Origin of the sequence: Mucilaginibacter frigoritolerans (assembly GCF_007830615.1) — a bacterium.
Classification (GTDB): domain Bacteria; phylum Bacteroidota; class Bacteroidia; order Sphingobacteriales; family Sphingobacteriaceae; genus Mucilaginibacter; species Mucilaginibacter frigoritolerans.
Map to the genome: position 1 here is coordinate 241929 of NZ_VLLI01000007.1, position 24168 is coordinate 266096.

At 41.8% G+C, this 24168-nt stretch carries 20 protein-coding genes; 9 read left to right on the forward strand and 11 right to left on the reverse strand.

All coding sequences use genetic code 11. The features are described 5' to 3' along the window. The first annotated feature begins 71 nt into the window (after positions 1-71). The gene (locus JN11_RS13465) at positions 72-575 is read left to right on the forward strand and encodes a heavy-metal-associated domain-containing protein (protein ID WP_144913329.1); all 504 of its coding nucleotides are present in this window, start codon (positions 72-74) and stop codon (positions 573-575) included. Positions 576-590: 15 nt separating this feature from the next. Further along, positions 591-1394 (forward strand): hypothetical protein, encoded by an 804-nt coding sequence (locus JN11_RS13470; protein WP_144913330.1) that lies wholly within the window; start codon positions 591-593, stop codon positions 1392-1394. 53 nt (positions 1395-1447) lie between these two features. Here the strand turns inward: JN11_RS13470 and galB are convergent, their stop codons facing one another. Further along, on the reverse strand, positions 1448-3880 hold the full coding sequence (galB, locus tag JN11_RS13475; RefSeq protein ID WP_144913332.1) for a beta-galactosidase GalB: 2433 nt from the start codon (positions 3878-3880) through the stop codon (positions 1448-1450). Between the two features lie 138 nt (positions 3881-4018). Here galB and JN11_RS13480 point away from each other — a divergent pair, with 138 nt between their 5' ends. Continuing rightward, positions 4019-5008 (forward strand): phosphotransferase, encoded by a 990-nt coding sequence (locus JN11_RS13480; protein ID WP_144913333.1) that lies wholly within the window; start codon positions 4019-4021, stop codon positions 5006-5008. 91 nt (positions 5009-5099) lie between these two features. Further along, on the forward strand, positions 5100-7109 hold the full coding sequence (gene ispG / locus JN11_RS13485) for a (E)-4-hydroxy-3-methylbut-2-enyl-diphosphate synthase (protein ID WP_144913335.1): 2010 nt from the start codon (positions 5100-5102) through the stop codon (positions 7107-7109). Here ispG and JN11_RS13490 read toward each other — a convergent pair. Then, positions 7106-7423, reverse strand: coding sequence for a putative quinol monooxygenase (locus JN11_RS13490; RefSeq protein ID WP_144913337.1), 318 nt, complete (start codon positions 7421-7423; stop codon positions 7106-7108). The two genes, ispG and JN11_RS13490, sit on opposite strands and share 4 nt — an antisense overlap. 75 nt (positions 7424-7498) lie before the next feature. Between JN11_RS13490 and JN11_RS13495 the strand changes: the two genes are divergently transcribed. Then, a complete protein-coding gene (locus JN11_RS13495; RefSeq protein ID WP_144913339.1) occupies positions 7499-9235 on the forward strand; it encodes a thiamine pyrophosphate-dependent enzyme in 1737 nt (578 codons plus the stop codon). A gap of 47 nt (positions 9236-9282) precedes the next feature. Here the strand turns inward: JN11_RS13495 and JN11_RS13500 are convergent, their stop codons facing one another. Beyond that, positions 9283-10281: an ABC transporter ATP-binding protein gene (locus JN11_RS13500; RefSeq protein WP_144913340.1), complete on the reverse strand. Its 999-nt coding sequence runs from the start codon at positions 10279-10281 to the stop codon at positions 9283-9285. A 217-nt stretch (positions 10282-10498) separates the two neighbouring features. Between JN11_RS13500 and JN11_RS13505 the strand changes: the two genes are divergently transcribed. Then, positions 10499-12778: a Tex family protein gene (locus JN11_RS13505; protein WP_144913342.1), complete on the forward strand. Its 2280-nt coding sequence runs from the start codon at positions 10499-10501 to the stop codon at positions 12776-12778. A gap of 152 nt (positions 12779-12930) precedes the next feature. Here the strand turns inward: JN11_RS13505 and JN11_RS13510 are convergent, their stop codons facing one another. Next, positions 12931-13797 (reverse strand): 3-keto-disaccharide hydrolase, encoded by an 867-nt coding sequence (locus JN11_RS13510; protein ID WP_144913343.1) that lies wholly within the window; start codon positions 13795-13797, stop codon positions 12931-12933. Positions 13798-14020: 223 nt separating this feature from the next. Further along, complete coding sequence (locus JN11_RS13515; protein WP_144913345.1) at positions 14021-15037, reverse strand: dipeptide epimerase; 1017 nt, start codon at positions 15035-15037, stop codon at positions 14021-14023. A 54-nt stretch (positions 15038-15091) separates the two neighbouring features. Here JN11_RS13515 and JN11_RS13520 point away from each other — a divergent pair, with 54 nt between their 5' ends. After that, positions 15092-16081: a hypothetical protein gene (locus JN11_RS13520; RefSeq protein WP_144913347.1), complete on the forward strand. Its 990-nt coding sequence runs from the start codon at positions 15092-15094 to the stop codon at positions 16079-16081. Here JN11_RS13520 and JN11_RS13525 read toward each other — a convergent pair. The 4 genes from JN11_RS13525 to JN11_RS13540 are packed head-to-tail and all read right to left on the reverse strand — an operon-like array spanning position 16050 to position 19577. Further along, a complete protein-coding gene (locus JN11_RS13525) occupies positions 16050-16679 on the reverse strand; it encodes a rhomboid family intramembrane serine protease (RefSeq protein WP_144913436.1) in 630 nt (209 codons plus the stop codon). The two genes, JN11_RS13520 and JN11_RS13525, sit on opposite strands and share 32 nt — an antisense overlap. Next, the gene (locus tag JN11_RS13530) at positions 16679-18424 is read right to left on the reverse strand and encodes a M14 family zinc carboxypeptidase (RefSeq protein ID WP_144913348.1); all 1746 of its coding nucleotides are present in this window, start codon (positions 18422-18424) and stop codon (positions 16679-16681) included. Before JN11_RS13530 ends, JN11_RS13525 begins: the two co-directional genes overlap by 1 nt. A gap of 49 nt (positions 18425-18473) precedes the next feature. Then, positions 18474-18833: an MmcQ/YjbR family DNA-binding protein gene (locus tag JN11_RS13535; RefSeq protein WP_144913350.1), complete on the reverse strand. Its 360-nt coding sequence runs from the start codon at positions 18831-18833 to the stop codon at positions 18474-18476. 6 nt (positions 18834-18839) lie between these two features. Then, complete coding sequence (locus JN11_RS13540; RefSeq protein WP_144913352.1) at positions 18840-19577, reverse strand: hypothetical protein; 738 nt, start codon at positions 19575-19577, stop codon at positions 18840-18842. A gap of 76 nt (positions 19578-19653) precedes the next feature. Between JN11_RS13540 and pepT the strand changes: the two genes are divergently transcribed. Continuing rightward, the gene (gene pepT / locus JN11_RS13545; protein WP_144913353.1) at positions 19654-20907 is read left to right on the forward strand and encodes a peptidase T; all 1254 of its coding nucleotides are present in this window, start codon (positions 19654-19656) and stop codon (positions 20905-20907) included. A 90-nt stretch (positions 20908-20997) separates the two neighbouring features. Next, complete coding sequence (locus JN11_RS13550) at positions 20998-21687, forward strand: 3-keto-disaccharide hydrolase (RefSeq protein ID WP_144913355.1); 690 nt, start codon at positions 20998-21000, stop codon at positions 21685-21687. 56 nt (positions 21688-21743) lie between these two features. Here JN11_RS13550 and JN11_RS13555 read toward each other — a convergent pair whose 3' ends face one another. Next, positions 21744-22988: a peroxiredoxin family protein gene (locus JN11_RS13555; RefSeq protein WP_144913357.1), complete on the reverse strand. Its 1245-nt coding sequence runs from the start codon at positions 22986-22988 to the stop codon at positions 21744-21746. 26 nt (positions 22989-23014) lie between these two features. After that, the gene (locus JN11_RS13560; protein ID WP_144913359.1) at positions 23015-24154 is read right to left on the reverse strand and encodes an acyl-CoA dehydrogenase; all 1140 of its coding nucleotides are present in this window, start codon (positions 24152-24154) and stop codon (positions 23015-23017) included. Positions 24155-24168: the final 14 nt, after the last annotated feature.

Below are 24168 nucleotides of genomic sequence, written 5' to 3' on the forward strand. Positions count from 1 at the left end.
ATAAATCAAAGCCTCACGGCAGATAAAATAAACCCTATAGTTTAATTTTTTATGATTTAATTTTGATAACAATGAAAACCCTTAAAATATTTATCTTATTTCTTACCCTTACAACAGGCATTGCCAATGCCCAGTTTACCAAAGCGGAACTACAAGTTAGCGGACTTACCTGTGCTTTATGCTCAAAAGCTACCGAAAAATCACTTAAAACACTTCCTTTTGTTGGCGACATAAAGACCGACCTAATGCGCAATATATTTATCATCACCTTTAAAAGTGGCGAAGCTGTAAATTTTGATCTGATCAGCAAAAAAGTTCAGGATGCTGGTTTCTTTGTAAATAGCTTAAAGGCCACTTTTAACTTCAACGGTGTTAATATAAATAACAACGCCTTTAGTTATGGTTCAGATACCTTCCGGTTGATGAATGGTACCGACAAATCGTTAAGCGGTGAAGTTGCAGTTACCATTGTTGATAAGGGGTTTGCTCCGCGATCTGTCTCTAAAAAATATCTTGGTCAAACTACTGATACAGCACCAGCTAATGGTGGTCGTATTTATCACGTAGCCATATAAAACTTCCTTATTTTTATGATGAAGCATTTATTACTGGCTATTGGCCTTGGTGTCATGGCTTGCCCTGCATTTTCGCAGGAGCTATATGTAAATACCGAACCGGCCAGCAATATGGCCACTAACTCGTTAGGGATAAGACTGGAGAACCAGGGATTTTTTAAGCCGGATTATAAAAACCGAACAACGCTTGAAGTAATGTACGGTGCCAATAAAAACCTGATGCTGCATGGTTCTGTATATGTATCAGATTATTATGAAGGCCAGCAACATTTTGAAGGAGGCAGTGTTTACGCCAAGTATCGTTTTTTATCAGTTGATTCTGTTCAAAAACACTTTCGCGGCGCGTTTTTCACCAAACTATCCAGCATCAACAACCCCATAGTTAACCAGGAAATAACCCTGGAGGGTGATAATTCGGGCCTGCAAAGTGGCTTTATTTTCACCCAGCTATTGCATAAACTCGCTTTATCAGGGTCGGTTAGTTACCTGCACGCATGGGACAATGCAGGCGATAATCATTTACCGATTGATAATGCTAAAGATGCTATTGCTTATTCCTTATCAACAGGATATCTTTTATTACCTACTCACTACAAGAGCTATAGTCAAACTAATTTGAATTTGTATGCTGAGTTTTTAGGAAAAACAAATCCCGGTTATGGTCAAAGTTATCTGGATGTGGCACCGGCGGTGCAATTGATATTTAATAGTTTAATCCGGTTAGATTTCTCTTACCGGATTCCGTTATATAGTTCGATGGAACGGAATACCGCGCACATGTATTTGGTAAGGTTGGAATATAATCTCTTCAACCTATAAAAAAGGAGCGCTCAGCAATGCAGAGCGCTCCTTTAATATAAAATGGCTGGGTTTTACTTAGCCTGCAAAACAATATTTGCCGGTTGCAATCCTTTTGATGTTGCTGTAAAAGTAATGTTGCCTGCTTTTGCTTTTGTTTGAACTATTGCCAGTGCCAAACCATTAAAAGCTTTACGATAGTTCACCTTGAATGAATCATGGTTAACTTCATCGCCGTTATCAACACCTGCAATAAAGGCGCTGCCGTTAATTTCAAAGTTTACCAGGTTATCAGCATCAGGAACTAAATTTCCGTCCTTATCCAATATTTTTACAGTGATAAAGGATAAATCTTTACCGTCGGCTTTGATATTTTTCCGGTCGGCTATTAATTCAATTTTAGCTGGTTTACCTGCTGTGTGAATTTCGCGGGTTAAAACTACTTTGCCATCTTTACGGGATACGGCTTTAAGCGTTCCCGGCTCATATTTTACGCGCCACATTACATGCAGATCATCACCTGTTTTCTTTTTCACGCCTAATGATTTTCCGTTCAGGAACAGTTCCACTTCGTCAGCATGGTTATAAAATGCCCAAACATCAACGGTTTTACCCGGTGTCCAGTTCCAGTGAGGTAAAATGTGCAATACCGGGGTATTTGTCCACTCGCTTTGGTACATGTAATAGATATCTTTAGGGAATCCGGCTAAATCAACTATACCAAAGTAAGAGCTGCGCGATGGCCAAGAGTAAGGTGTTGGTTCACCCAAATAATCAAACCCTGTCCAGATAAACATCCCCGAAAGGAAATCATACTTTTTCATCACCTTCCAGGTAGCTTCATGGGTTGAACCCCAGGCAGGGCGAACGTTATCATAGGCAGACACACTGTTATCCTTGTTGCCATCTGTAAACGGCTTATCATAACGTGAAGGCCAAACTCTTATACTATCCGAAGGCATATCATAATGTCCACGGGTTTCTAAACCTGAAGTAGTTTCCGTTGCTATAAATTTTTTGCCTGGGTAACGGGCATGAAATTTAGCATAATCAAATTCATGATAGTTATAACCAACCAGGTCAATAGCGCCCGATTTAATGATCTTATTACTGGTATCAGGACGATCATTAGCAGTTGTAATAGGTCTTGTTGTATCCAGGCTGTGAACTATTCCGGCCAGCTCAGGTGCAATACGCAAAGCAGTAGAATCACCTTGTTGAGGAATTTCATTACCAATACTCCAGATTATAACACTTGGATGGTTCCTGTCGCGTAATATCTGATCCTCTAAATCGCGTTTGTGCCACTCTTTAAAATACAGGTGGTAATCATATTTAACTTTTTCCCATTCCCAACAATCAAAGGCCTCATCCATTACAATAAAACCCATTTTATCGCAAAGGTCAAGCAACTCAGGTGCAGGTGGGTTATGTGAGGTACGGATACCATTACAGCCCATTGCCTTTAAAATCTGCAACTGGCGCTCCAATGCGCGGGTATTAACAGCAGCACCCAAACTACCCAAATCATGGTGATCACAAACCCCTAAAATTTTCAGTGGCTTGCCATTTAAGGAGAAGCCCTTATCTGCATCAAAATTAAAATAGCGGATGCCGAGCGGGGTGGTGTATTCATCAACAATTTTACTGTTTACTAATACTTTTGTAATCACCCTATACAGGTACGGCCGCTCAACAGACCATAAAACAGGATTTTCAACCGTAAATACTTGTTTAGCTATAACAGATGAGTCTTTTGATGGAACTACATCATCCAAACTGCCTTCTGAAACAACTTCACCTGTTTGATTTTCGATAACTGTTTTTAAACTAAGCTTTTGCCCTTCCGCATTTCTGATTTTTATTTCAAAATTTACCTTTGCCGATTTTTCATCAACTTGCGGAGTGGTTACGTAAGTACCCCAGTGGTCAATCGCCGTTTTATTGGTGGTAACCAACCACACATTACGGTAAATACCAGAACCTGAATACCAGCGAGAATTGGGTTGTACAGAATTATCAACCTTAACAGCAATGGTATTTTTGCCGCCAAAATTCAGGTAAGGGGTTAGTTCATATCTGAAAGAGATGTATCCATTAGGTCTGAAACCCAAATGATGTCCGTTTACCCATACATCACTTTTTTGGTATACACCATCAAAATCAATATAAACCAGTTTGTTTTTGGATGATGCCGGAACGGTAAATGTTTTACGGTACCAGCCAATACCTCCCGGTAATGCACCACCTTCCGGAGTGGCTGGGTTATCTTTACTGAATTTTCCTTCAATGCTCCAGTCGTGCGGGAGGTTAAGCAGGCGCCAGCTGGCATCATTAAGACTTGTGGTTTGTCCGTCATTTACATCTCCCAGATGGAAATGCCAGTCTTTATCAAAATCTGCAATAGATCTTGCCTCCTGGCTATATCCTTTAAAGGGCAGTAAAGCAATAAAATACAAGCAAAGTAAACCTAAGGTTCTTTGCAAAAGAGCTTTTTTAATTAGCATATGTGTCTATTTAGGCAATAACTGTATAATCGACACTAAATTAGTTTTTTATTCTATAAATAGCCATTTCCATAAATATTTTTTATTTCTTTTTAATAATATCACTTCTTATTAACGCAACAACATTTATTTTGCATTGTGAATCCTTTCCCAGTAACCAACTCCACGCTCTCGGCTGCACATCTTTGTAATTTTGCACAGAATCAGTATAATTTAAGTACAAAAGCCACCTGCCGCTTGTTAAAAACAGGCATTAACGACAGCTACCTGATTACAGATGGCGAAGACAAATATGTATTAAGGATTTATAGCCTGAACTGGCGAACAGAAAAAGAAATAGAAGAAGAAATCAGACTCCTTAATCTGCTGAAAGATAATAGTATCCCGGTATCATATCCTTTAACCGATAGGGAGGGCAACTATATCCACTCCTTTGATGCACCCGAAGGCGAGCGCTTTGGTGTTTTATTCACTTTTGCCAAAGGCGAAAAACTGCTGAATTTCCCGGCAGAACTCCACTACAAAGCAGGCGAAATTATGGCTCGTTTGCACCAGGTTACCTTGAATTTAAACCTAGATCGGGTTGATTATACAGCTAAGGTTATTTTAGAAGATTCATTTAATCAGCTTAAAAAATTCCTACCGTATGGTAATCCAGAAATGGATTTTATGGTGATGGCCCGGCAGTATTTATTAAAGGAGTTTGAGCATTTTAACACTGCCGAATTAAGGCGAGGAGCTACGCACATGGATATCTGGTTTGATAACATGAGCATTGATAAAGATGCAGGCATAACCCTTTTTGATTTTGATTTTTGCGGCAACGGCTGGCTCTGCTTTGATATTGCCTATTATATTTTACAGGTTAGCAGCACCGAAAAAGACGAGGCCGAATGCAAACAAAAAACCGAAGCTTTTTTAAACGGATATGAATCCATCACTAAAATAAGCGATCAAGAAAAGCGCATTATTCCCATGCTGGGTGTTAGCCTTTACTTCTTTTATCTCGGCATCCAATGCAGCAGGTTCGATAATTGGTCGAACACGTTTTTAAATGAAGGTTATTTGAAACGGTTTATCAATTTACTGGTAAAAAAGTATTTTGAAAAGAATGGGTTGGGGAGTTAAGTTGACAGACCAGATTGAAACCTTTACATTTCCGTCATTATAACATCCATCCTATTTCGTATTTTTGCAACGGATAAAAAGCCATCAACTGATGAATACTGATGCTGTTAAATTGCTGCAAGGCCGTTACTGTAATTCTTTAACCGAATATTCGCGTTTTGTTACCCGTGAAGTTGCCATTGGTGATGTACCCATGGGCGGCAACAACCCCATCCGTATTCAAAGCATGACGACCACTGATACCATGGATACCATTGGTACCGTAGAACAGTCTATCAGGATGATTGAAGCTGGTTGCGAATATGTACGGATCACTGCACCCAGCATCAAAGAGGCCCAAAATCTTGCCGAAATTAAAAAACAATTGCGTCAGCGTGGTTATACTGCGCCATTGGTTGCCGATATTCACTTTACACCCAACGCGGCAGAAGTAGCGGCACGCATAGTAGAAAAAGTACGTGTAAACCCAGGCAATTACGCCGATAAAAAGAAATTCGACCAGCTGGATTATACCGATGCCGAATACCAGGGCGAACTGGAGCGCATTTACCAGAAGTTTGCACCACTGGTAAAAATCTGTAAAGAATATGGCACAGCCATGCGCATCGGCACCAATCATGGTTCACTGAGCGACAGAATCATGAGCCGTTATGGCGATACCCCGCAGGGCATGGTAGAATCGGCCATGGAATTTATGCGGATGTGCGAAACGCTGAATTATTACAATTTGGTGGTCAGCATGAAATCAAGCAATCCGCAGGTAATGGTGCAGGCTTATCGTTTACTGGTAGAAACCATGGTTGCTGAGGGCATGAATTATCCGCTGCACTTGGGCGTAACCGAAGCCGGTGATGGCGAAGATGGTCGCATTAAATCTGCTGTAGGCATAGGCACTTTACTGGAAGATGGTTTGGGTGATACCGTACGCGTTTCCTTAACAGAAGAACCCGAAGCAGAAGCACCAGTGGCTATTGCTTTGGTAGAGCGATATTCGAGTCGCAAGTCTTTAGTCGAAAGTCAGAAACCCCAAAAAGACCATGGACCATGGTCCATGGCCCATGGTCTGAAAACGCACAACCCTTACGAGTACAAACGCCGCCATACTTATGAGGCTAATGCCTTTATTGGTGGGCACATGGTGCCAAGGGTGGTAATTGATCTTTCAAAAAAGAACCTGAAAGACCCTGCTGTTTTGAATGATGCAGGTTACCTGTATTCGGCACTGCTGGATAAATACAACATGGCCGATCAGTCGGTTGATTTTGTTTACCTGGCTGACGAACTACCTTCTTTTAATTTCCCCGGCAACCTTAAACAGCTTTATAATTACAAAACATGGCAAAAACTGGCGGATAAAACCATGTGCCATCCGCTGTTTACCTTAGCAGAATATATTAATGCTGATGCAGACCGTTCATCTGCACTAAACCTGGTTTTAATAAAACCTGCTGATATAGAATCGGATGAATTTGGTGCCTTGCCTTTTAGCCAGTCGCTGGTATTTGTTTTAGAAACGGATGAACTACACGGCATGGCCGATCAGCGTCAATTCTTCTTCAAAATAGAGGAGTTAGGCTTGGATGTTCCGGTTATCATCAAAAGAAGTTATTCTTTTGATGCAGAAGCTAATGTTTCGGCTATAACCAACTTGCAATTATATGCTGCAACCGATCTTGGTGCTTTACTGGTTGATGGCTTTGGCGATGGGATATGGATAGATGTGCCAGAAATAGATACTAAAGCAATCACCTCTACTGCTTTTGGTATTTTACAAGCTACCCGCTCGCGCATTTCCAAAACGGAATACATCAGCTGCCCAAGCTGCGGCCGTACCCTGTTTGATTTAATGGTAACCACCCAAATGATCCGCAGCCGAACCAGTCATTTAAAAGGACTCAAAATTGGCATCATGGGCTGTATAGTAAACGGCCCAGGCGAAATGGCTGATGCTGATTATGGTTACGTAGGTTCGGGCACAGATAAGGTTACCCTTTATCGCGGCAAAGAAGCGGTAAAGAAAAACATTAACTCAACCAAAGCCCTTGATGAATTGATTAACATCATCAAAGAAGATGGTAACTGGGTAGAGTTGGAGAATTAATCGACCGGCGTAAACTCAGCAAACATATTGCTGCTCTCTGCTAAAGTATTGAGCGGTACGTAGTCACAAACTGCTGCATACTCACTCCACATTTGTAAAACCGCGGGGTTTGTGTGGGCATTTTGTATGGCTTCGTCGCTTAACCATTCAAAAACTTCAATAATAGTACCGTCAGCAGTCTCTGCAATAACAGGCTCACGGTAGGTCACCAGCCCCTCATTTTTAAGGCGTGAAACATGTGTTTTGCTAAGCTCTTTTAAAGCCTGCTCCTTTCCCGGCTTGGGTTTGTAGGCTACTATAACAATACGGCCCATAATTTTTTTATGCCAATTTACAATTTTTAAAACTCTTATGCCAGTTAATTGGTTTGGCTATAAAACAGTTTCATTATGGCAAAAAGTGTGGCCGACCAATTGGTAGCAATGCTGGTTAAAGCGGGAATAAAAAGAATTTATGCCGTTACCGGCGACAGTTTAAATAATGTAAACGATGCAGTACGCCGCGAAGGCAGTATACAATGGGTACACGTTCGCCATGAGGAGGTTGGGGCATACGCCGCCGGGGCCGAAGCACAGTTAAACGGCATAGCCTGTTGTGCGGGTAGCAGCGGTCCGGGCCATGTACATTTAATAAATGGATTGTATGATGCTCACCGTTCAGGTGCGCCGGTTATAGCCATTGCCTCAACCGTACCCAGCTTTGAATTTGGCTCCGAATATTTTCAGGAAACCAATACCATTAAGTTGTTTGACGATTGCAGTTATTACAACCAGATTGCTACTACACCCAAACAGTTGCCCCGTATGGTGCAGGCGGCTATTCAAACTGCTATTCATCGTAAAGGCGTATCGGTTGTTGGCTTGCCTGGCGATTTAACCGGAATGGATGCCGAAGATATCACCACCTCCGAGCAGGTTTTTAAAAATACTGCCGAAATAAAACCATCAGTAACGGATTTAAAAGAACTGGCTGATTTGATTAATCAGCATTATAAAATCACCATATTTTGTGGTATAGGTGCCGCCGAAGCACATGATGAAGTGGTTGAGTTATCTCAAAAGATAAAAGCAACTGTGGGCTATTCTTTTCGTGCCAAAATGGATATCCAGTATGATAATCCAAATGAAATTGGTATGACAGGACTTTTGGGATTACCCGCCGCTTACCATAGCATGCACGAATCAACCCTGCTGATTCTGTTGGGTACCGATTTTCCGTACACACCGTTTATGCCAACCAACTGCAAAATAGTGCAGGTTGATATTAAGCCGGAGCGCCTTGGCCGCAGGGCAAAGGTTGATGTGGGTTTATGCGGATCAGTAAAGGACACCTTAACCGCTCTGCTCCCCCTAATTAAACAAAAAACCGATGCCAGTTTTTTAAAGGCCCAGTTAAAGATTTATGATGAAGTAAAGCAAAAGATGCACACCTATGTGGAAGACAGCGGCAATAAAGAAATGATTCACCCCGAATATGTGGCCAGCCAGATAAATGAGTTAGCTAAAGATGATGCCATATTCACCGTTGATACCGGTATGTGCTGCGTTTGGGGTTCCCGTTATATTACGGCTACAGGCAAACGTAAAATGCTGGGGTCATTTAATCATGGCTCCATGGCTAATGCTATGCCGCAGGCTATCGGCGCGGCTTTGGCCTTCCCTGGCAGGCAGGTGATTGCTTTTTGTGGCGATGGCGGCTTATCCATGTTGTTGGGCGACCTGGCAACCATAACTCAATACAAACTTCCGATAAAAATAATTGTGTTTAATAACCGCTCACTAGGGATGGTAAAGCTGGAAATGGAAGTTGCCGGCCTGCCCGACTGGCAAACAGATATGCAAAACCCCGATTTCGCACTGGTGGCTAAAGCCATGGGAATGCAAGGCATCACTATAACCGATCCGGATGATGTGGTGCAGGCATTGAAAGAAGCTTTTATGTTTAACGGCCCTGCTTTAGTGAACATTATGACTGATCCTAATGCCCTGGCTATGCCACCTAAAATTGAGTTTGAACAGGTAAAAGGAATGGCCCTGTCCATGACCAAATTGATACTCAATGGCCGTATGGACGAGGTGTTGGATACCGTAAAAGCTAATTACAAGCACCTAAAAGATCTGGTATAATCTATAAGCATTTGAACAGGGAATATTAAGGAGGCTGGGCCATTATTTTAATACTCCAGCCACTTATTTAATTTAAGATTGATTTTATCTCCCTCTTTATATTTACCAAACTGGTCATTCAGCACGCGTATGGTTATGCCTTTGTTTGCCAATAGCAAATCTTCATAGCAACCTTTAAACAGTACCTGTTTCACTTCCCAGTCTTTATGTGTCCAGCTTTTAGTGGTTTCTATCCACTCAGGGTAAATCACCACATGATCTGATTTTGTTTTCAGGCCGATGGTTCTGGCTTCCCCATTTGTTAAAACGGTACAGTTGGTAAGCAGTTTGGCGGTGTACAGGTTTTTAGGCTGCTGATAGAGCGTTTTAGGCTCGCCTGCTTCTAAGATCCTGCCTTCTTTCAATACAATAAGTTCATCAGCCATGGAAAGCACTTCGGCCGGGTCATGTGATACAATAATTACCGTTAAGCCGGTATCTTTTACTATCTGCCTGATATCCTGCTGCAAACCTTCCCTAAACGAAGTATCTACCTGGTTAAAAGGTTCATCGAGCAATAAAATTTCCGGGTTTACAATAATAGCGCGGGCTATGGCCACCCTTTGCCTTTCGCCACCGCTTAAATTAGCCACCTGCTTATCAGCCATGCTGGTCATTTTAAGCTGATGCATTATTTTTTCGGTTTTCTCCTGCTTCGCTTTCAGATCGGTATGGGGTAGCATTATGGCAATATTGTCCCATACCTTTGCATACAAGTTTAAATCATCGGTTTGCTGGGTAACCATTTTCATGGCATCATGGCCAGGTATCAGTTTTTCTGCCGGGCCCCAAATGCGTTCGCCTCTAAACTTTACCTCGCCCGTATCCGGCGATAGCAAGCCATAAAGCAATTTGAGTAAAGTGCTTTTCCCGCTGCCGCTTTCGCCTATTATGGCGGTTATTTTGCCGCGATTTATGGTAACATCTGTTTCTTTAACGCCCGAGTTCTGTGCGCCTGGATAGATTTTACTTATTGAAATTGCCTGTAAAAAAGGTGTACTTGTCATCAATGGCAAAGATATTGTAAATTTGCATCGTTTTGTTCAGATTGTGATCGGCACAAGCCATTTCATAGCAGCAATTTGCTTCTGAATAATTATTTTTATGTTTTTTAACAACTACGTGATAATAGACGCAAGGTTTCAAAAAGCTTTACATTTTTGTTGATAACCTGTGCTTGAAATTCCACTCAATTCTACTCAACTTCGCAATCCAAATTTGTTTATGATCAATCACGATAAAAAAATAGCTACCGAGCTTTCCATTACCGAGAAGCAGGTTAGCGCAACAGTTGCTTTGCTTGATGAAGGTGCCACCGTTCCGTTCATATCCCGCTACCGTAAAGAAGTTACCGGCACCCTTGATGAGGTACAGGTAACTACCATACGCGACAGGGTGCAGCAACTGCGTGACCTGGATAAACGCCGTGAAGCTATCCTGAAATCGCTAACCGATATGGGCAAACTAACGCCCGAACTGGAAAAGGCTATAAACGAAGCCGAAACAATGGTATTGCTGGAAGATATTTACCTTCCATATCGCCCTAAAAGAAAAACCCGTGCTACCACTGCCCGCGAAAAAGGTTTACAGCCTTTGGCCGATTTGCTGCTGGAGCAAAAACGAATAGATGTAGAACTGGAAGCCACCAAATTTATTGATGAAGAAAAAGGCGTTAAAAGTTTGGAAGAGGCTTTGGGCGGTGCCAGGGATATTATTGCTGAGTTTATAAGCGAAAATGCTGAGGTACGCACCCAAATGCGTAGCCTGTTTATAGAAAAAGGTATTTTCCAATCAAAAGTGGTTGAAGGTAAAGAAGATGCAGGTATTAAATACAAAGATTACTTTGATTGGTCGGAATCGGTTAAAACGGCACCATCGCACCGTGTTTTGGCTATGCGCCGTGGCGAAAAGGAAGAAATTTTATGGCTCGATCTGAAGCCTGAAGAAGATGAAGCAATTGAATTGCTGGAGAAAGCTTTTGTAGTTGGCAACAACCCGAGTGCCGACCAGGTAAAGCAAGCTATAACCGATGGTTACAAACGCCTGCTGAAACCATCGATGGAAACAGAGGTACGCCTGTTTACTAAAAAGAATGCCGACGAAGAGGCTATCCGCGTATTTGCTGAAAATGCCCGCCAGTTATTGTTAGGTGCTCCGCTTGGTCAGAAACGTACCATGGCTATTGACCCCGGTTTCCGTACTGGCTGCAAAGTGGTTTGTTTGGATGAGCAAGGGCAGCTGCTGGAATACACGGCCATTTTCCCGCATACCGGTGCCGGACAAGCCAAAGAAGCAGAGAAAACTACCAAACATCTTTTTGAAAGATATAATATTGAGGCTATTGCTATTGGTAATGGTACCGCTGGCCGCGAAACAGAAGTGTTTGTACGTAACCTTAACCTGCCAAACGTAGCCATTATGATGGTTAATGAAAGCGGTGCATCCATCTACTCAGCATCAGAAGTTGCCCGTGAGGAGTTCCCGGATAAAGACGTTACCGTACGTGGTGCAGTATCTATCGGCAGAAGACTGATGGATCCATTGGCTGAGCTGGTAAAAATCGATCCAAAATCAATAGGCGTTGGTCAGTATCAGCACGATGTGGATCAGAATAAGTTACAAACCTCATTGGATGATACCGTAATGAGCTGCGTAAACGCAGTAGGTGTGGAGCTGAACACGGCATCAAAACAAATATTGGCCTATGTATCCGGTTTAGGGCCGCAACTGGCACAAAACATTGTGGAGTACCGCAACCAAAATGGTGCCTTTAAACGCCGCGATCAGTTAAAGAAAGTGCCTCGTTTGGGCGATAAAGCTTTTGAGCAGGCGGCAGGCTTCCTGCGCATCCATCATGCCGAAAATCCGCTGGATACCAGCGCTGTGCACCCGGAGCGTTATCCTTTGGTGGAGCAAATGGCAAGTGACCTTAAATGCTCTGTAAAAGAGTTAATGAGCGATGATAAGCTGCGTAAAAGCATCCCCTTACTAAAATACACCTCAGACACTGTAGGACTACCTACCCTGAACGATATTATGGCCGAGCTGGCTAAACCCGGTCGTGATCCGCGTGAGCAATTTGAGGCCTTTAGCTTTACCGATGGCGTAAATGCTATTACCGATTTAAAGGTAGGCATGAAGCTGCCCGGCATTGTAACCAATATTACCAACTTTGGCGCTTTTGTTGATATCGGCGTTCACCAGGATGGATTGGTGCACCTGAGCCAGATCACCAACCGCTTTATTAAGGATGCTAATGAGGTATTAAAGGTTCATCAAAAGGTTGAAGTAACGGTGACCGATGTGGATGTTAACCGCAAACGTATTGCCCTATCCATGAAAGATGGCGACAAAAGTACCGCACCTGCTGAAAGAAGAACCGACGACCGCAGGCCGCAAAACAATAACAACAACCGCCCGGCCAACAATAACCGCAAGCCAGAGCCGCAGCATGAAACTGATATTGCCATTAAACTGGCCGCGCTGAAAGATAAATTCAGATAGGAATATCCTATTCCATATTCTCCTATTACTTACAGAAGATCCCTTTGTCATCCCGATGAAAGAGGGATCTTCTTCATTAGATAGGTATGCAGCAGACTTATTCAGCGAAGAAGATGTTTCACTTCGTTCAACATGACAAAAGAGAAATACATTTATTTAAAATACGCTGCATATTCCGCAGGTATAGCGTTGATGGGTTTTATTTCGATTTGCCTGTAGTAAACTTCGGCGGCTTCACTCTGGATCTGAATTTTGCCTTCAACCAGGGGTTTGGCTTCGTTGCCCACCATGTAACGGCTGTTTGATAGCGCCATAACTACCTTGCCATTTACTATGCGGATGCTTTTATCACCATAGGTAATCAACTCAATATCGTTCCAGCCGTTCTTGTTTTCGGCATCTTCGCCGGCGTGGCAAAAGTTACCGTTGCCGGTGCCTGAACCAAAAGCCATCAGGGTGCCGTTTTTATCAAAGTAATAGTTGTTGCCGTCTTTTCTTGCCTTTATATCTGATCGTGAACTGGCTTGCGACCAGTAATCGCCCATGCCTTTTTCAGTAACCTGAAACTCCTGCGACAGCATCCAGGTGCGCCAGTATTCAACACCACAAGGCCCCTGCGAATGGTACAATACGCCTGAATCTTTATCTTCATTTAAACGGGGCGTGTATTTCTTGGTACCCCATTTCATTTTCAGCTTCAAATCGTAATTTTTAAAGCTTTCTTTGGTGAATACACAGCCGTAAATATCGCCATCAATTTTTAGCACAGGGTCGCCATCCAGCATAATTACAGAAAACACATGGTCTTTATTAATGTTGTAACCAATTGGTTTAAGGTCATTTCCGTCAGCATCTTTCGGTGCTACGCCTTTATACCCTTCCGGGAATTTAAAACTCTGATAAATTTCCCATTTCGATAAGGTTTTGTCCAGCAAAGGCGTCCATTCATTATCTGGCTGAAAAGACGTACACACTACGAAGATTAATGCTATAAAAGCAGTTGTAAACAATGATTTCATGAGTACTAATTTCAGTAATTTTAATGGATAGCATGACAACAAACCTGTTAGTTAGTACTAATAATAAAGTTAGCTAAAACATTATCTCGCCAATCGTCATTGCGAAGTACGAAGCAATCTCTATGCTATGCAGATCGGCAATGCAGGTCTGTTACTTTTCTCTTCGCCCTGTACAGTTTAGAGATTGCTTCGTACTTCGCAATGACGCTTATAATATTTGATATTATGGTATCAGCGTAAGTCCCAAACCTGCTTCATTATTCAATACCCATTTACCATCTACAAATTCCGGTAACAGGTAGGGGTTATTGCTGGTTAAAAACGGACCATCCAGATCGGCCCAGTCGCATTGCGGGGCTAGGGCAGCAGCGGCAAGGGTGGCACAGCTGGTTTCGCTCATGCAGCCTATCATTACCTTTAAATCCAGCTCACGGGCTTTGAGCATCATCTGGTGGGCTTCATACATCCCGGCAGATTTCATCAGCTTAATGTTGATGCCATGATACACCCCTTTGGCTTTGGCCACATCGGGTAATCGCTGTACCGATTCATCGCCAATAATAGGTATGGGGCTGCGTTCGGTGAGCCAGGCGTTGCTATCAGGGTCAGTTTTTAACATGGGTTGCTCTATCAACAGTACGCCCTGTTCATATAGCCAGTGGGTCATGTCCAAGCTTTGTTGCAGATCTGTCCAGCCCTGGTTGGCATCTACAAACAGCGGCAAATCAGTTACGGTACGGATAGTGTTGATCAAATCTTTATCGCTATCCCGGCCAAGCTTCACTTTTATAATTTTACAATCGGGGTTTTCTTTTACTTTTTGGATGATCACTTCGTGCGTATCAATGCCAATGGTAAAGCTGGTTAAAGGCATTTTAGCAGGATCGCTACCCAATATTTGCCAGCAGGGCTTTTGCTGCAGTTTACCTTCCAGATCGTGCAGGGCAATATCAATCCCGGCTTTTATAGCCGGATTACCGGGAGCAATGCTATCCAGGTAGGCCATAATCTCTTCAAAATTAAAGGGATATTTAAACTGCCGGGCATCAACCTTATTTAAAAAAGTGGTGGCACTTTCATAGCTTTCGCCCATGTAGGGCACCATAGATGCTTCGCCATAACCGGTATATCCTTCATGCTCAATCTGTATCAGCATTACAGGGGTAGAGGTGCGCGAAAACTTCGCAATGGTAAAAGTGTGCCTGAGCAGCAGTTCGAAGGGTTGGAAAGTCAGTATCATGTTAAATTCAAAGCTAAAATTTTCTTGCCGGATTTGATGCTTATCTTTGCGCCCATGCCGGAACAAATTTATAACCCGTTTACTGCTTTTAACTTTAGCAACCGCAACTGCTTTTTAACCGGGCAAACGTTAACTACCGAAGAAGAAAAGATACAGGTTTTTCCGCAATGGCTAATGAGCCGTTACAAGCTGGAAGATATGCCCTTTAAAATGCTCGACGAAAGCATGGCTACCTATAAAGATATTAAAATACCCTGCGCCGCACACATTAATGAAACTTACCTTGAACCATTAGAAGCAGAAATTGCTGCTGCTTTTAAAATTGGCTACGATGCCGTTAAAGAGCTGGATGAGCTAAAGCTATTTCAATGGGCAGGTAAATTGCTATACGGAATTATTTTTAACGAGATACAAAGCGGCATTAAACTACAACATTCGCAGGGCGAGGAATTTAATATTTCGCAATCTATTATCCATAAGTTCAGCAACCTGCATTTAATGCTGCAAAGCCTTAATTTGCCTATAACGTTCGAAGATTTTAAGCCCTACAGCATATTTTTATTTAAGGTTGATAACAACCCTGAAGAGTTTGGCTATCGCGATGAGATCAATACGCAGACCTTTTCACTGCGCATAAAAGATTTTGGGTTGATTATTTGTTTGCAGGATAATGGCGCCAATAAATATTATCACCAGGAGATATTACAGAAAATTGAAAACGAGGTATTGCACCCTATTCAGTTTGAAGAATTTTGCGGACGGGTGTTTTACTCGGCTTACCTGTTTAATCGCTTGCCTGAGTATAATATTTTACCTGTAGCCGATGATATTTATATTGAGGCAATGCCACTGCGCGGCATGAGCAGCAAGCCATTGTTTGACCATTGGGTTGGCAAAACCTTTGGCCAGGTGCTGGAAAGCTTTTGGAAAAATTGGGGATTCTTGCTGTTAGAAATTATCAAGAACCCCGAAAAACCTATGAGCTTTTTATTTAAAGCCGATGGCAGCCTGATTAGTGCGTCAGAGATTGAACTCCCGCGGTAACTTGTTCTATAAAGCTGTGCACCACATGAGGTTGCAGGATAATGGTAATCAGTAAGCCGCTTAAAGCACCAAACATGTGCGCATCATGGTTAATATTGTCGCGCGAGTATTTGGAGGCATAATTACAATAAACCAGATATAACACACCAAATATTACTGCGGGTATACCAATTGGGATTGGCATAATCATCATTCTATCCAGTGGATTAAACAGAATAGCACTGAATATCACAGCACTTACTGCTCCCGAAGCGCCCAGGCTATGATACCAGTCATCATTGCGGTGCTTATACACAGTTGGTAAATCACTTAGTATTAAGCTTACAACGTATAATAATCCAAATTGCCAGTGTCCTAACAATGGTTCCAGGCGGAAAGCAAAGAAATAAAACGATAGCATGTTAAAAAACAGGTGCATCCAATCGTTATGGATTAGTCCGCTGGTAATTACTGTATAAACCCGGTGCCTGCGCGATACGCTATAAGGATGGAGGATTAAATTGGCATACAAATTATCATTTGAAAATGCCATTACAGAAGTAAGTATGGTTATTGCAAATATGAATGACGCTACAGGCGCCATCATCAGGTATTCCATCATTTCAGGTCGAGTTTTGTTTCAGTGAGTATTCTGCCTACAGGATAGCGCAGGTAAGTTTTTTCAAAATAGGGTGAATTGCGGTAAACAAAGTTTAATTGCGCTGATGCACTTTTTGCCAGTTTAGGATTATCCGCTTTTTCTTTGTCCAGCTTTTTCCTTAGTTCCGGATCGTTTTTTAAAAGTTCGGCAGCAACATCTTCAAATACATAGTCCGAAAAATATTCTTTCTCACCTAAAACAGAGTCGAAAAAGTTCCAGGCAAAAAAAGAATCAACTCCCAGTGGTTCCAGCGTTTCAACAATATAACGGTTAAGAGACTGGTTAGTATAAACCACATAATCACCGGCATAAAATTTCACCTTAGTATCAACAGGGTTCAGCTTAACATCACTGTGCAGGTAATGCCCTTCATAGGGTCTTTGCGCAGTTTTATAATCGCCTATGTAATACATCTGCAAATCAAGCGAAGTATCATGCTCCAGGCGGTGCATTTTTACATTGTTCAGCTTAAAAAGCTCTATAATCTTTCCCCATGCCTGCGGTATAACGTAGGCCAATGGTTTTTCAACTGATTCGGTAACTTTATAATTATCGTAATACTTTATGGTTTTGGTATACGGCTTATCCCGGTCATAATATAAACGTGGCAATCCGCTTACTTCGCTGGTTTTATGGCCTGCAGTAAAACCTTTAAAGGTCAGGGTATCCACATGATCTTTATCCACATCCCAGTTTAAGGCAAAGGTTTTTTGCTGCTCAACCTGTTCATCTGCCTTATGCTTAAGCTCTCCTATTAAAACCGCATCGCGCTCGTTAATGTCTATCATGCCCTGCATGAAATCATAAGTAGCATACACGCGTTTGTCAAATGGTTTTAACATGTGTGTTTCCGTAATATAGCTAATAATGTTATGCTGTGAGGTATAGCCGGTTGCAAAGCGTGGTGTTTCTAAAAAGCTTACAATGCCTGAGTCCGGGCTTGTTTCTTCACTCTCCACATAAGGGGTCATTTCATAACCACTCTTTTTCATGTAGGCATACATGTATGGCGATAGTGTTTTGGAAGTATAGTTAGCCAGAATAGGATTTTGTTTGTCTTTTTGCGTCTCGATCAGTGTCATTACATACTGATAATCGGCGCCATCGCTGGTATGGTTATCCAAAAATATTTCAGGATTCCAGGTGTTTAATATTTTTTCGAAAGCAAGGGCATTTCTGCTATCTGCCTTTATAAAATCGCGGTTAAGATCCAGGTTACGATAATTACCCCTGAAACCATAAGCTCTGGGGCCATTTTGATTAATGCGGCTTAGTCCGCGGTTTAAACATCCGTCAATATTATAAACGGCAATAAAGCAAAGCACTACATTTTTGGGTAAGGCATTTTTTTTAAGCAGATCGCGGGTAAGCATCATACTGGCATCAATACCTTCGGGCTCGCCGGGATGGATCCCGTTGTTGATGAGTAAGATTCTTTTGTTTTCTTTTTTGATGAGCGATGGATCAAAAACCTTATCTCGCGATAAAACTACCAAAGTTAATGGCTTACCAACATCTGTTGTCCCGTAGTTGAACAGCTTCATTTGCTGAGGGTAATGCTTGCCCAGTTCCTGGTAATAGGTAATTATTTCGTTATAGGTAGCGGTATAGTTTTTATCCTTACTTAGCTCAAAGGGAGTAAGTTGAGCCTTAGCCTGTAAAAACGCCAAACTAATTATGGATGCAAATAGAATCTTCTTCATTAAAAAGCTTTTGGCAAATATAACTATGGGCAGTCAATAACAAAGGCAATTAGAAACTACCTGTTGCTATTTGCTCCTGAATTTTTTTAGGAAGGCTTTTAAGTATCAAATCGTATGAGTGGTCAATCATTTCATGCAGCTGCTTTATGGTTAAAGAACCATCCATGTAAACGGTGTTCCACAGTTTTTTATTCATGTGATAGCCCGGAATTACTTCGGTAAACTGTTCACGAAGTTCAACAGCCAGTTCCGGATCGCACTTTACATTAAAGCGGTTACCCTTGCTTATACTTATCAGCAAAAATATTTTTTCACCAACTTTATAAACAAGGGTATCCTCGCCAAAGGGTAAACCTTCAGTTACACCTGCTTTTTGCAGGCAATAATCCCGAAGTTCTTCAATATTCAATTTATATTAATAACCGAATGTTCTGATCTGCTTAATATAAGAAACAGTATTACCAAAGTAATATTTAAAGCCTATAGTAATTTGTCGGTATTGATCCGACGAATCGTTCTTGAATTTACTACCCGGGTCATTATATCCGTCAAGTCCTTCGCCATACACAAAGCTATGTACGTAGCCCAAATCAATAGCGAAGCTTGGTTGGTTATAATCATCGTATATTTTAAACTCATAACCAAATCTTAGCGGTATAGCTGGACTTATGCTGTTATCTCTTCCGGGGAAAACATAAGAAAGCGGTCCGTTGGCAGCAATAACATTGGTACGTTGTACCTTATTGCTATTTATAACTATACCAAAACCGGTACCGGCATAAAAGTTTTTTAAGGCATTTAAAACCCAGCTGCCATCATAGTCAATTGCTGCTCCAAGTTGAACATCAGCATGAACAATTAACGCTTTAAAGTTGTTGGTGTATTTACGACCAAAAGGGTCAAGGTTGGTAGTTAGCCCGCCACCAGATAACTGTCCAAACTGAAGTTCGGCAGTAATAGGCAAATAAGGATTATAATTGTACACTAAATTCAAATTAGCTCCAACATGGCTATTTTGCTTGGTTATATTAGTGTATCCGCGTTCATAACTTACATCTGCTCCCCAACCCCACTCATAATAGTTATAACCGCTTTGTGCTTTTGCGCTAATGGCTGCCAGCAGCACAGTAACAAATAAAATATACTTCTTCAACGTTAAAAGTTAATCAATATTTACAATATTAGGGTCTGTTTCAAAAATAGAAAAATTATCTATAAAAATGTCTATCATGAGTGTTAAATCATCGTTGTTCAATTTCACTGTTACCGACAGATTTTTAAAATATGTCACTATCGATACTCAATCTGATCCTGGTTCTGTTACCATTCCTTCTAGCGAAAAGCAAAAGGATCTTGGCCGATTGCTAGTTACCGAACTTCAAACCATCGGCATCACGGATGCGCACCTGGATGAATTTGGTTATTTATACGCAACAATCCCCTCAAATGTTGGGAAAAGTGTTCCGGTAATTTGTTTTTGTTCGCACATGGATACCGCTCCCGATTGCAGCGGTACAGGAGTTAAGCCTTTAATACATAAAAATTATCAGGGTGATGATATTATTTTACCTGATGATCCATCGCAAATAATCAGGATGGCCGAACATCCTGACTTAAAGAACCAGTTTGGAAATGACATAGTTACGGCAAGCGGAACCACCTTGCTGGGAGCTGATAATAAAGCCGGCGTGGCCGAAATTATGGACGCCTGCTATCAATTGGTAAATCATCCAGAAATAAAACATGGTACTATAAAAATATTGTTTACCCCCGATGAAGAGATAGGCCGCGGTGTTGACCACGTTGACATTAACAAGCTTGGTGCCTATGCCTGTTACACCATGGATGGCGAAAGCGCGGGCAATATGGAGAATGAAACTTTTTCTGCAGATGGTGCCAAACTGATTATAAAAGGAGTTAGCTCGCATCCTGGCTTTGCCAAAGGAAAAATGGAAAGTGCCATAAAAATTGCCGGTCAAATTATTGCTGCTTTGCCTTTTGAACTTTCGCCAGAGGGAACGGATAGGATGCAGGGCTTTGTACACCCTGTTGGCGTTGAAGGGCATGTAGAAACAGCCAGTATTGATTTTATTATCCGCGATTTTGATGATGCAAAACTTGTTGAACAGGCTGATGTGATACGTAAGGTAGCTGGGGCTGTATTAAAAAGCTTCCCTAGTTCATCGTACGAGCTACAGGTTAAACCTCAATACCGCAATATGAAAAGCGTTTTGGATAAACACCCTCAAATTGTTGAATACGGCATGGAAGCCATTAAACGTGCAGGGCTTGATGCCAAACTTTGCAGCATAAGGGGAGGAACAGATGGATCACGGCTTTCATTTATGGGCCTGCCTACTCCTAATATTTTTGCCGGGGAGCATGCCTTTCATGGCAAGCATGAGTGGGTATCGGTGCAGGACATGCAAAAGGCAGTGGAAACCATTTTGCATTTATGCATGGTTTGGGAAGAACGCAGCTAAAGCCTGTAACAATTGTATGATTAACGGTTTATCTGCTATGAACTTAGTAGATTTATTAAATATAAGACTCACCCTTATTTTTAATTACCGATGAAAAAACTGCTCATTTTGTTTTTATTGCAGATTGGCGTTGCCAATACAATGCACGCACAGGATAAACACTGGCACTATTTATTTGATGGAAAATCAATAAATGAATTGCGCGGATATCAGATGGATACCTTTCCGGATGCCTGGAAAGTGGAAGACGGCGCACTGGTTGCCCAAACTAATGTCCCTAACGTAGACCTGGTGACAAAAGACACTTATACTAATTTTGACCTGACACTTGAATGGGCGATGTCAAAAGCGGGGAACAGTGGCATTTTTTACAATGTGCAGGAAAAATCAACCCATGAATCAGGTAACGGGAACAGCCCCAACTGGTTAGATAATTTTGAATTTCAGTTGCTGGATGATATTGATTTTAATGACCATGAGCCCAGGCGCTCTGCCGGTTCGCTTTATGACCTCATTACCCCGCAAAATAAACACCTGAAACCGGTTGGCGAGTATAACACAGCCCGGTTACTGGTTAATCATGGGCATGTGGAACAATGGGTTAATGGCGTAAAAGTAGTTGAATATGAGCTGGGATCACCAGAGCTTAATGAATTGATCAGCAAAAGCAAGTACAGGAATAACCCTAATTTTGCCAAATCAACCAGCGGCCATATCATGTTTCAGCATCACGGGCAACAGGTTTGGCTCAGAAACATAAAAATTAAGCGCTTATCATAAAAAAGACAGCTTTATATTGCGCAGGGCTTGTTTGCGCAATATAATGCCATTCCTTCTTATTTCTCTGCCAGCAAATCGTCTGTTAGTTTGGTAAATTCATCAATAAACTGGGTGTAGTATTCACCTGTACCTGGCCCGCTAAAGCCGGTATGTATTTTACGGACATCGCCTTTTTTGTCAATAATAATGGTAGTTGGGAAGCCTTTAAAGTCGGCCAGCATGGGTAGGCTTTTTGCCGGATCACCTTTGGCAGGGGTATAACCCGTTATTAATAAAGGGTAGGGAACATTGAAATGCGATTTTAACTGCTCCAGCGTTTTTTGCGATTTGGCAAAATCTGTTGTGCGCTCATAAGCCAAACCAATAACTTCAACACCTTTATCATGATATTTAGGATAGTAATTGCTTACAAAGTAATTGGTTTCATCCATACAATTTGGGCACCATGAGCCTAGTATCTGTACAATAACCACTTTATTTTTAAAACGTTTATCACTTAATGAAACGGTATTGCCGTTAATATCTTTAAAGCTAAAGTCAATTTTTTTATAGCCTGGTTTTAGTGCCGTTAGTGAATACGCATCAGGCAATTTGGCATTTGCATCTTTAACAGCGGTCCATGCGTCCTGACCAGCCAATCCGGAGTAAAATTTACCTTCGGTGATGGTTTTGTCATCGTTAATTTTTGCGGTAAAGAAAAAAGCATGACCACCATCAAAGCACGAAAGGTATAAATGGTCGCCCAAAACAGTTCCCTGCAAAAAGCGGTAATCACCGGTGGTACTCAAAAAAGTTCCGGTAAGGGCCGATCCGTTTTGTTTAAACTCGCCCACCAATTCATCTCTTCCGGGTGTACCATCGCCAAAAACAGCTGCCCACCTGCCATCTATATTAAATGAAGCTTTTTGCTCGTCCTTAAAAAATCGCCATGCAGTATTTGGCGTAGCTGTAAATGGCACCTGCGAATCTTTTGTACCTAAATGCTTTATCCAGTTACCAGTTAAACCATCCGCATCCAGCTTCAGTTTAAACTCCGAGTCAAATAAAGGCATGCGGATAAAAACAGAATCGCCGATGGTTTTTACATCCGTTACTGTCAAACGCTCTGCACCGTTTAGTACGGTTAATTGCTGATGTCCATTGGTATCAATGACCTCGAAATTAAAAGGTATTTCGTTACCCGATGATGTTTTTAAAACCCCACGCCAAACACCTGTTTGAAGCTTGGCTTGAGCCAGTATAGTCCCGCAAAAGGAAAATATCAATAAAGTTGATAGGATAAGTCGCTTATTTTTTAACATATCCAAACGTATCAATTTTTTACTAATTATTTAAGTACTTCCCGCGAAATTACAATTCTTTGAATTTCGGATGTACCCTCATAAATCTGGGTAATTTTGGCATCGCGCATTAAACGCTCCACGTGAAAATCTTTTACAAAACCATACCCGCCATGTATCTGCACCGCTTCAACAGTAACCCGCATAGCTACATCTGATGCGTAAAGCTTTGCCATTGAACTAGCCTGGGAGTAGGGTAAACCTTTATCTTTAAGCCAGGCGGCTTTTAAGCATAATAAACGTGCTGCTTCTATTTCAGTAGCCATATCGGCCAGCTTAAACTGGGTAGCCTGTAAATCGGCAATGGTTTTTCCAAAAGCCTTGCGTTCTTTTGAATATTGCACAGCCAGTTCATAAGCCCCCGAGGCTATGCCTAATGCCTGCGAAGCAATACCAATGCGGCCACCTTCAAGGGTAGTCATGGCAAACTTAAACCCAAAACCCTCATCACCCAGGCGATTTTCTTTGGGTACTTTCACATCAGTAAACATTAATGAATGGGTGTCGGAGCCGCGAATGCCCATTTTATTTTCTTTTGCGCCAATAGTAAAACCAGGCATACCTTTCTCAACAATTAGCGCATTAATACCATTATGCCTTTTTGAGGCATCCGTTTGCGCCATAACAATATAGGTTGACGCTGAGTTACCATTAGTGATCCAATTTTTAACCCCATTTAAAAGGTAATGGTCACCCATATCAACAGCTGTGGTTTTTTGTGAAGTTGCATCCGAACCGGCTTCGGGTTCTGATAAACAAAAGGCTCCTATTTTTTCACCTTTGGCTAAAGGAAGCAAATATTTTTGTTTTTGCGCCTCTGTTCCATATTTCTCCAAGCCAAAACAAACCAGCGAATTATTTACAGAAACTACTACCGATGCTGATGCATCAATTTTAGACAATTCTTCCATCACCAGTACGTATGATATAGCATCCATGCCACTGCCGCCGTATTCAGGTGATACCATCATCCCCAAAAAACCCAGTTCACCCAGTTTTTTAATTTGCTCGCCTGGGAATTTCTGGTGCTCATCCCGCTCAATTACGCCGGGCTTAAGTTCGGTTTGGGCAAACTCACGGGCTGCCTGGCGTATCATCATTTGTTCTTCTGTAAATTCAAAATACATGGGTTATGAAATTT

What these genes read in the sequence shown, in the direction of transcription:
- JN11_RS13465 (WP_144913329.1), top strand. Translation starts at nt 72, where the DNA reads ATGAAAACCCTTAAAATATTTATCTTATTTCTTACCCTTACAACAGGC.
- JN11_RS13470 (WP_144913330.1), top strand. Translation starts at nt 591, where the DNA reads ATGATGAAGCATTTATTACTGGCTATTGGCCTTGGTGTCATGGCTTGC.
- galB (WP_144913332.1), bottom strand. Translation starts at nt 3,880, where the DNA reads ATGCTAATTAAAAAAGCTCTTTTGCAAAGAACCTTAGGTTTACTTTGC.
- ispG (WP_144913335.1), top strand. Translation starts at nt 5,100, where the DNA reads ATGAATACTGATGCTGTTAAATTGCTGCAAGGCCGTTACTGTAATTCT.
- JN11_RS13490 (WP_144913337.1), bottom strand. Translation starts at nt 7,423, where the DNA reads ATGGGCCGTATTGTTATAGTAGCCTACAAACCCAAGCCGGGAAAGGAG.
- JN11_RS13495 (WP_144913339.1), top strand. Translation starts at nt 7,499, where the DNA reads ATGGCAAAAAGTGTGGCCGACCAATTGGTAGCAATGCTGGTTAAAGCG.
- JN11_RS13500 (WP_144913340.1), bottom strand. Translation starts at nt 10,281, where the DNA reads ATGACAAGTACACCTTTTTTACAGGCAATTTCAATAAGTAAAATCTAT.
- JN11_RS13505 (WP_144913342.1), top strand. Translation starts at nt 10,499, where the DNA reads ATGATCAATCACGATAAAAAAATAGCTACCGAGCTTTCCATTACCGAG.
- JN11_RS13510 (WP_144913343.1), bottom strand. Translation starts at nt 13,797, where the DNA reads ATGAAATCATTGTTTACAACTGCTTTTATAGCATTAATCTTCGTAGTG.
- JN11_RS13515 (WP_144913345.1), bottom strand. Translation starts at nt 15,037, where the DNA reads ATGATACTGACTTTCCAACCCTTCGAACTGCTGCTCAGGCACACTTTT.
- JN11_RS13520 (WP_144913347.1), top strand. Translation starts at nt 15,092, where the DNA reads ATGCCGGAACAAATTTATAACCCGTTTACTGCTTTTAACTTTAGCAAC.
- JN11_RS13525 (WP_144913436.1), bottom strand. Translation starts at nt 16,679, where the DNA reads ATGGAATACCTGATGATGGCGCCTGTAGCGTCATTCATATTTGCAATA.
- JN11_RS13530 (WP_144913348.1), bottom strand. Translation starts at nt 18,424, where the DNA reads ATGAAGAAGATTCTATTTGCATCCATAATTAGTTTGGCGTTTTTACAG.
- pepT (WP_144913353.1), top strand. Translation starts at nt 19,654, where the DNA reads ATGAGTGTTAAATCATCGTTGTTCAATTTCACTGTTACCGACAGATTT.
- JN11_RS13550 (WP_144913355.1), top strand. Translation starts at nt 20,998, where the DNA reads ATGAAAAAACTGCTCATTTTGTTTTTATTGCAGATTGGCGTTGCCAAT.
- JN11_RS13555 (WP_144913357.1), bottom strand. Translation starts at nt 22,988, where the DNA reads ATGTTAAAAAATAAGCGACTTATCCTATCAACTTTATTGATATTTTCC.
- JN11_RS13560 (WP_144913359.1), bottom strand. Translation starts at nt 24,154, where the DNA reads ATGTATTTTGAATTTACAGAAGAACAAATGATGATACGCCAGGCAGCC.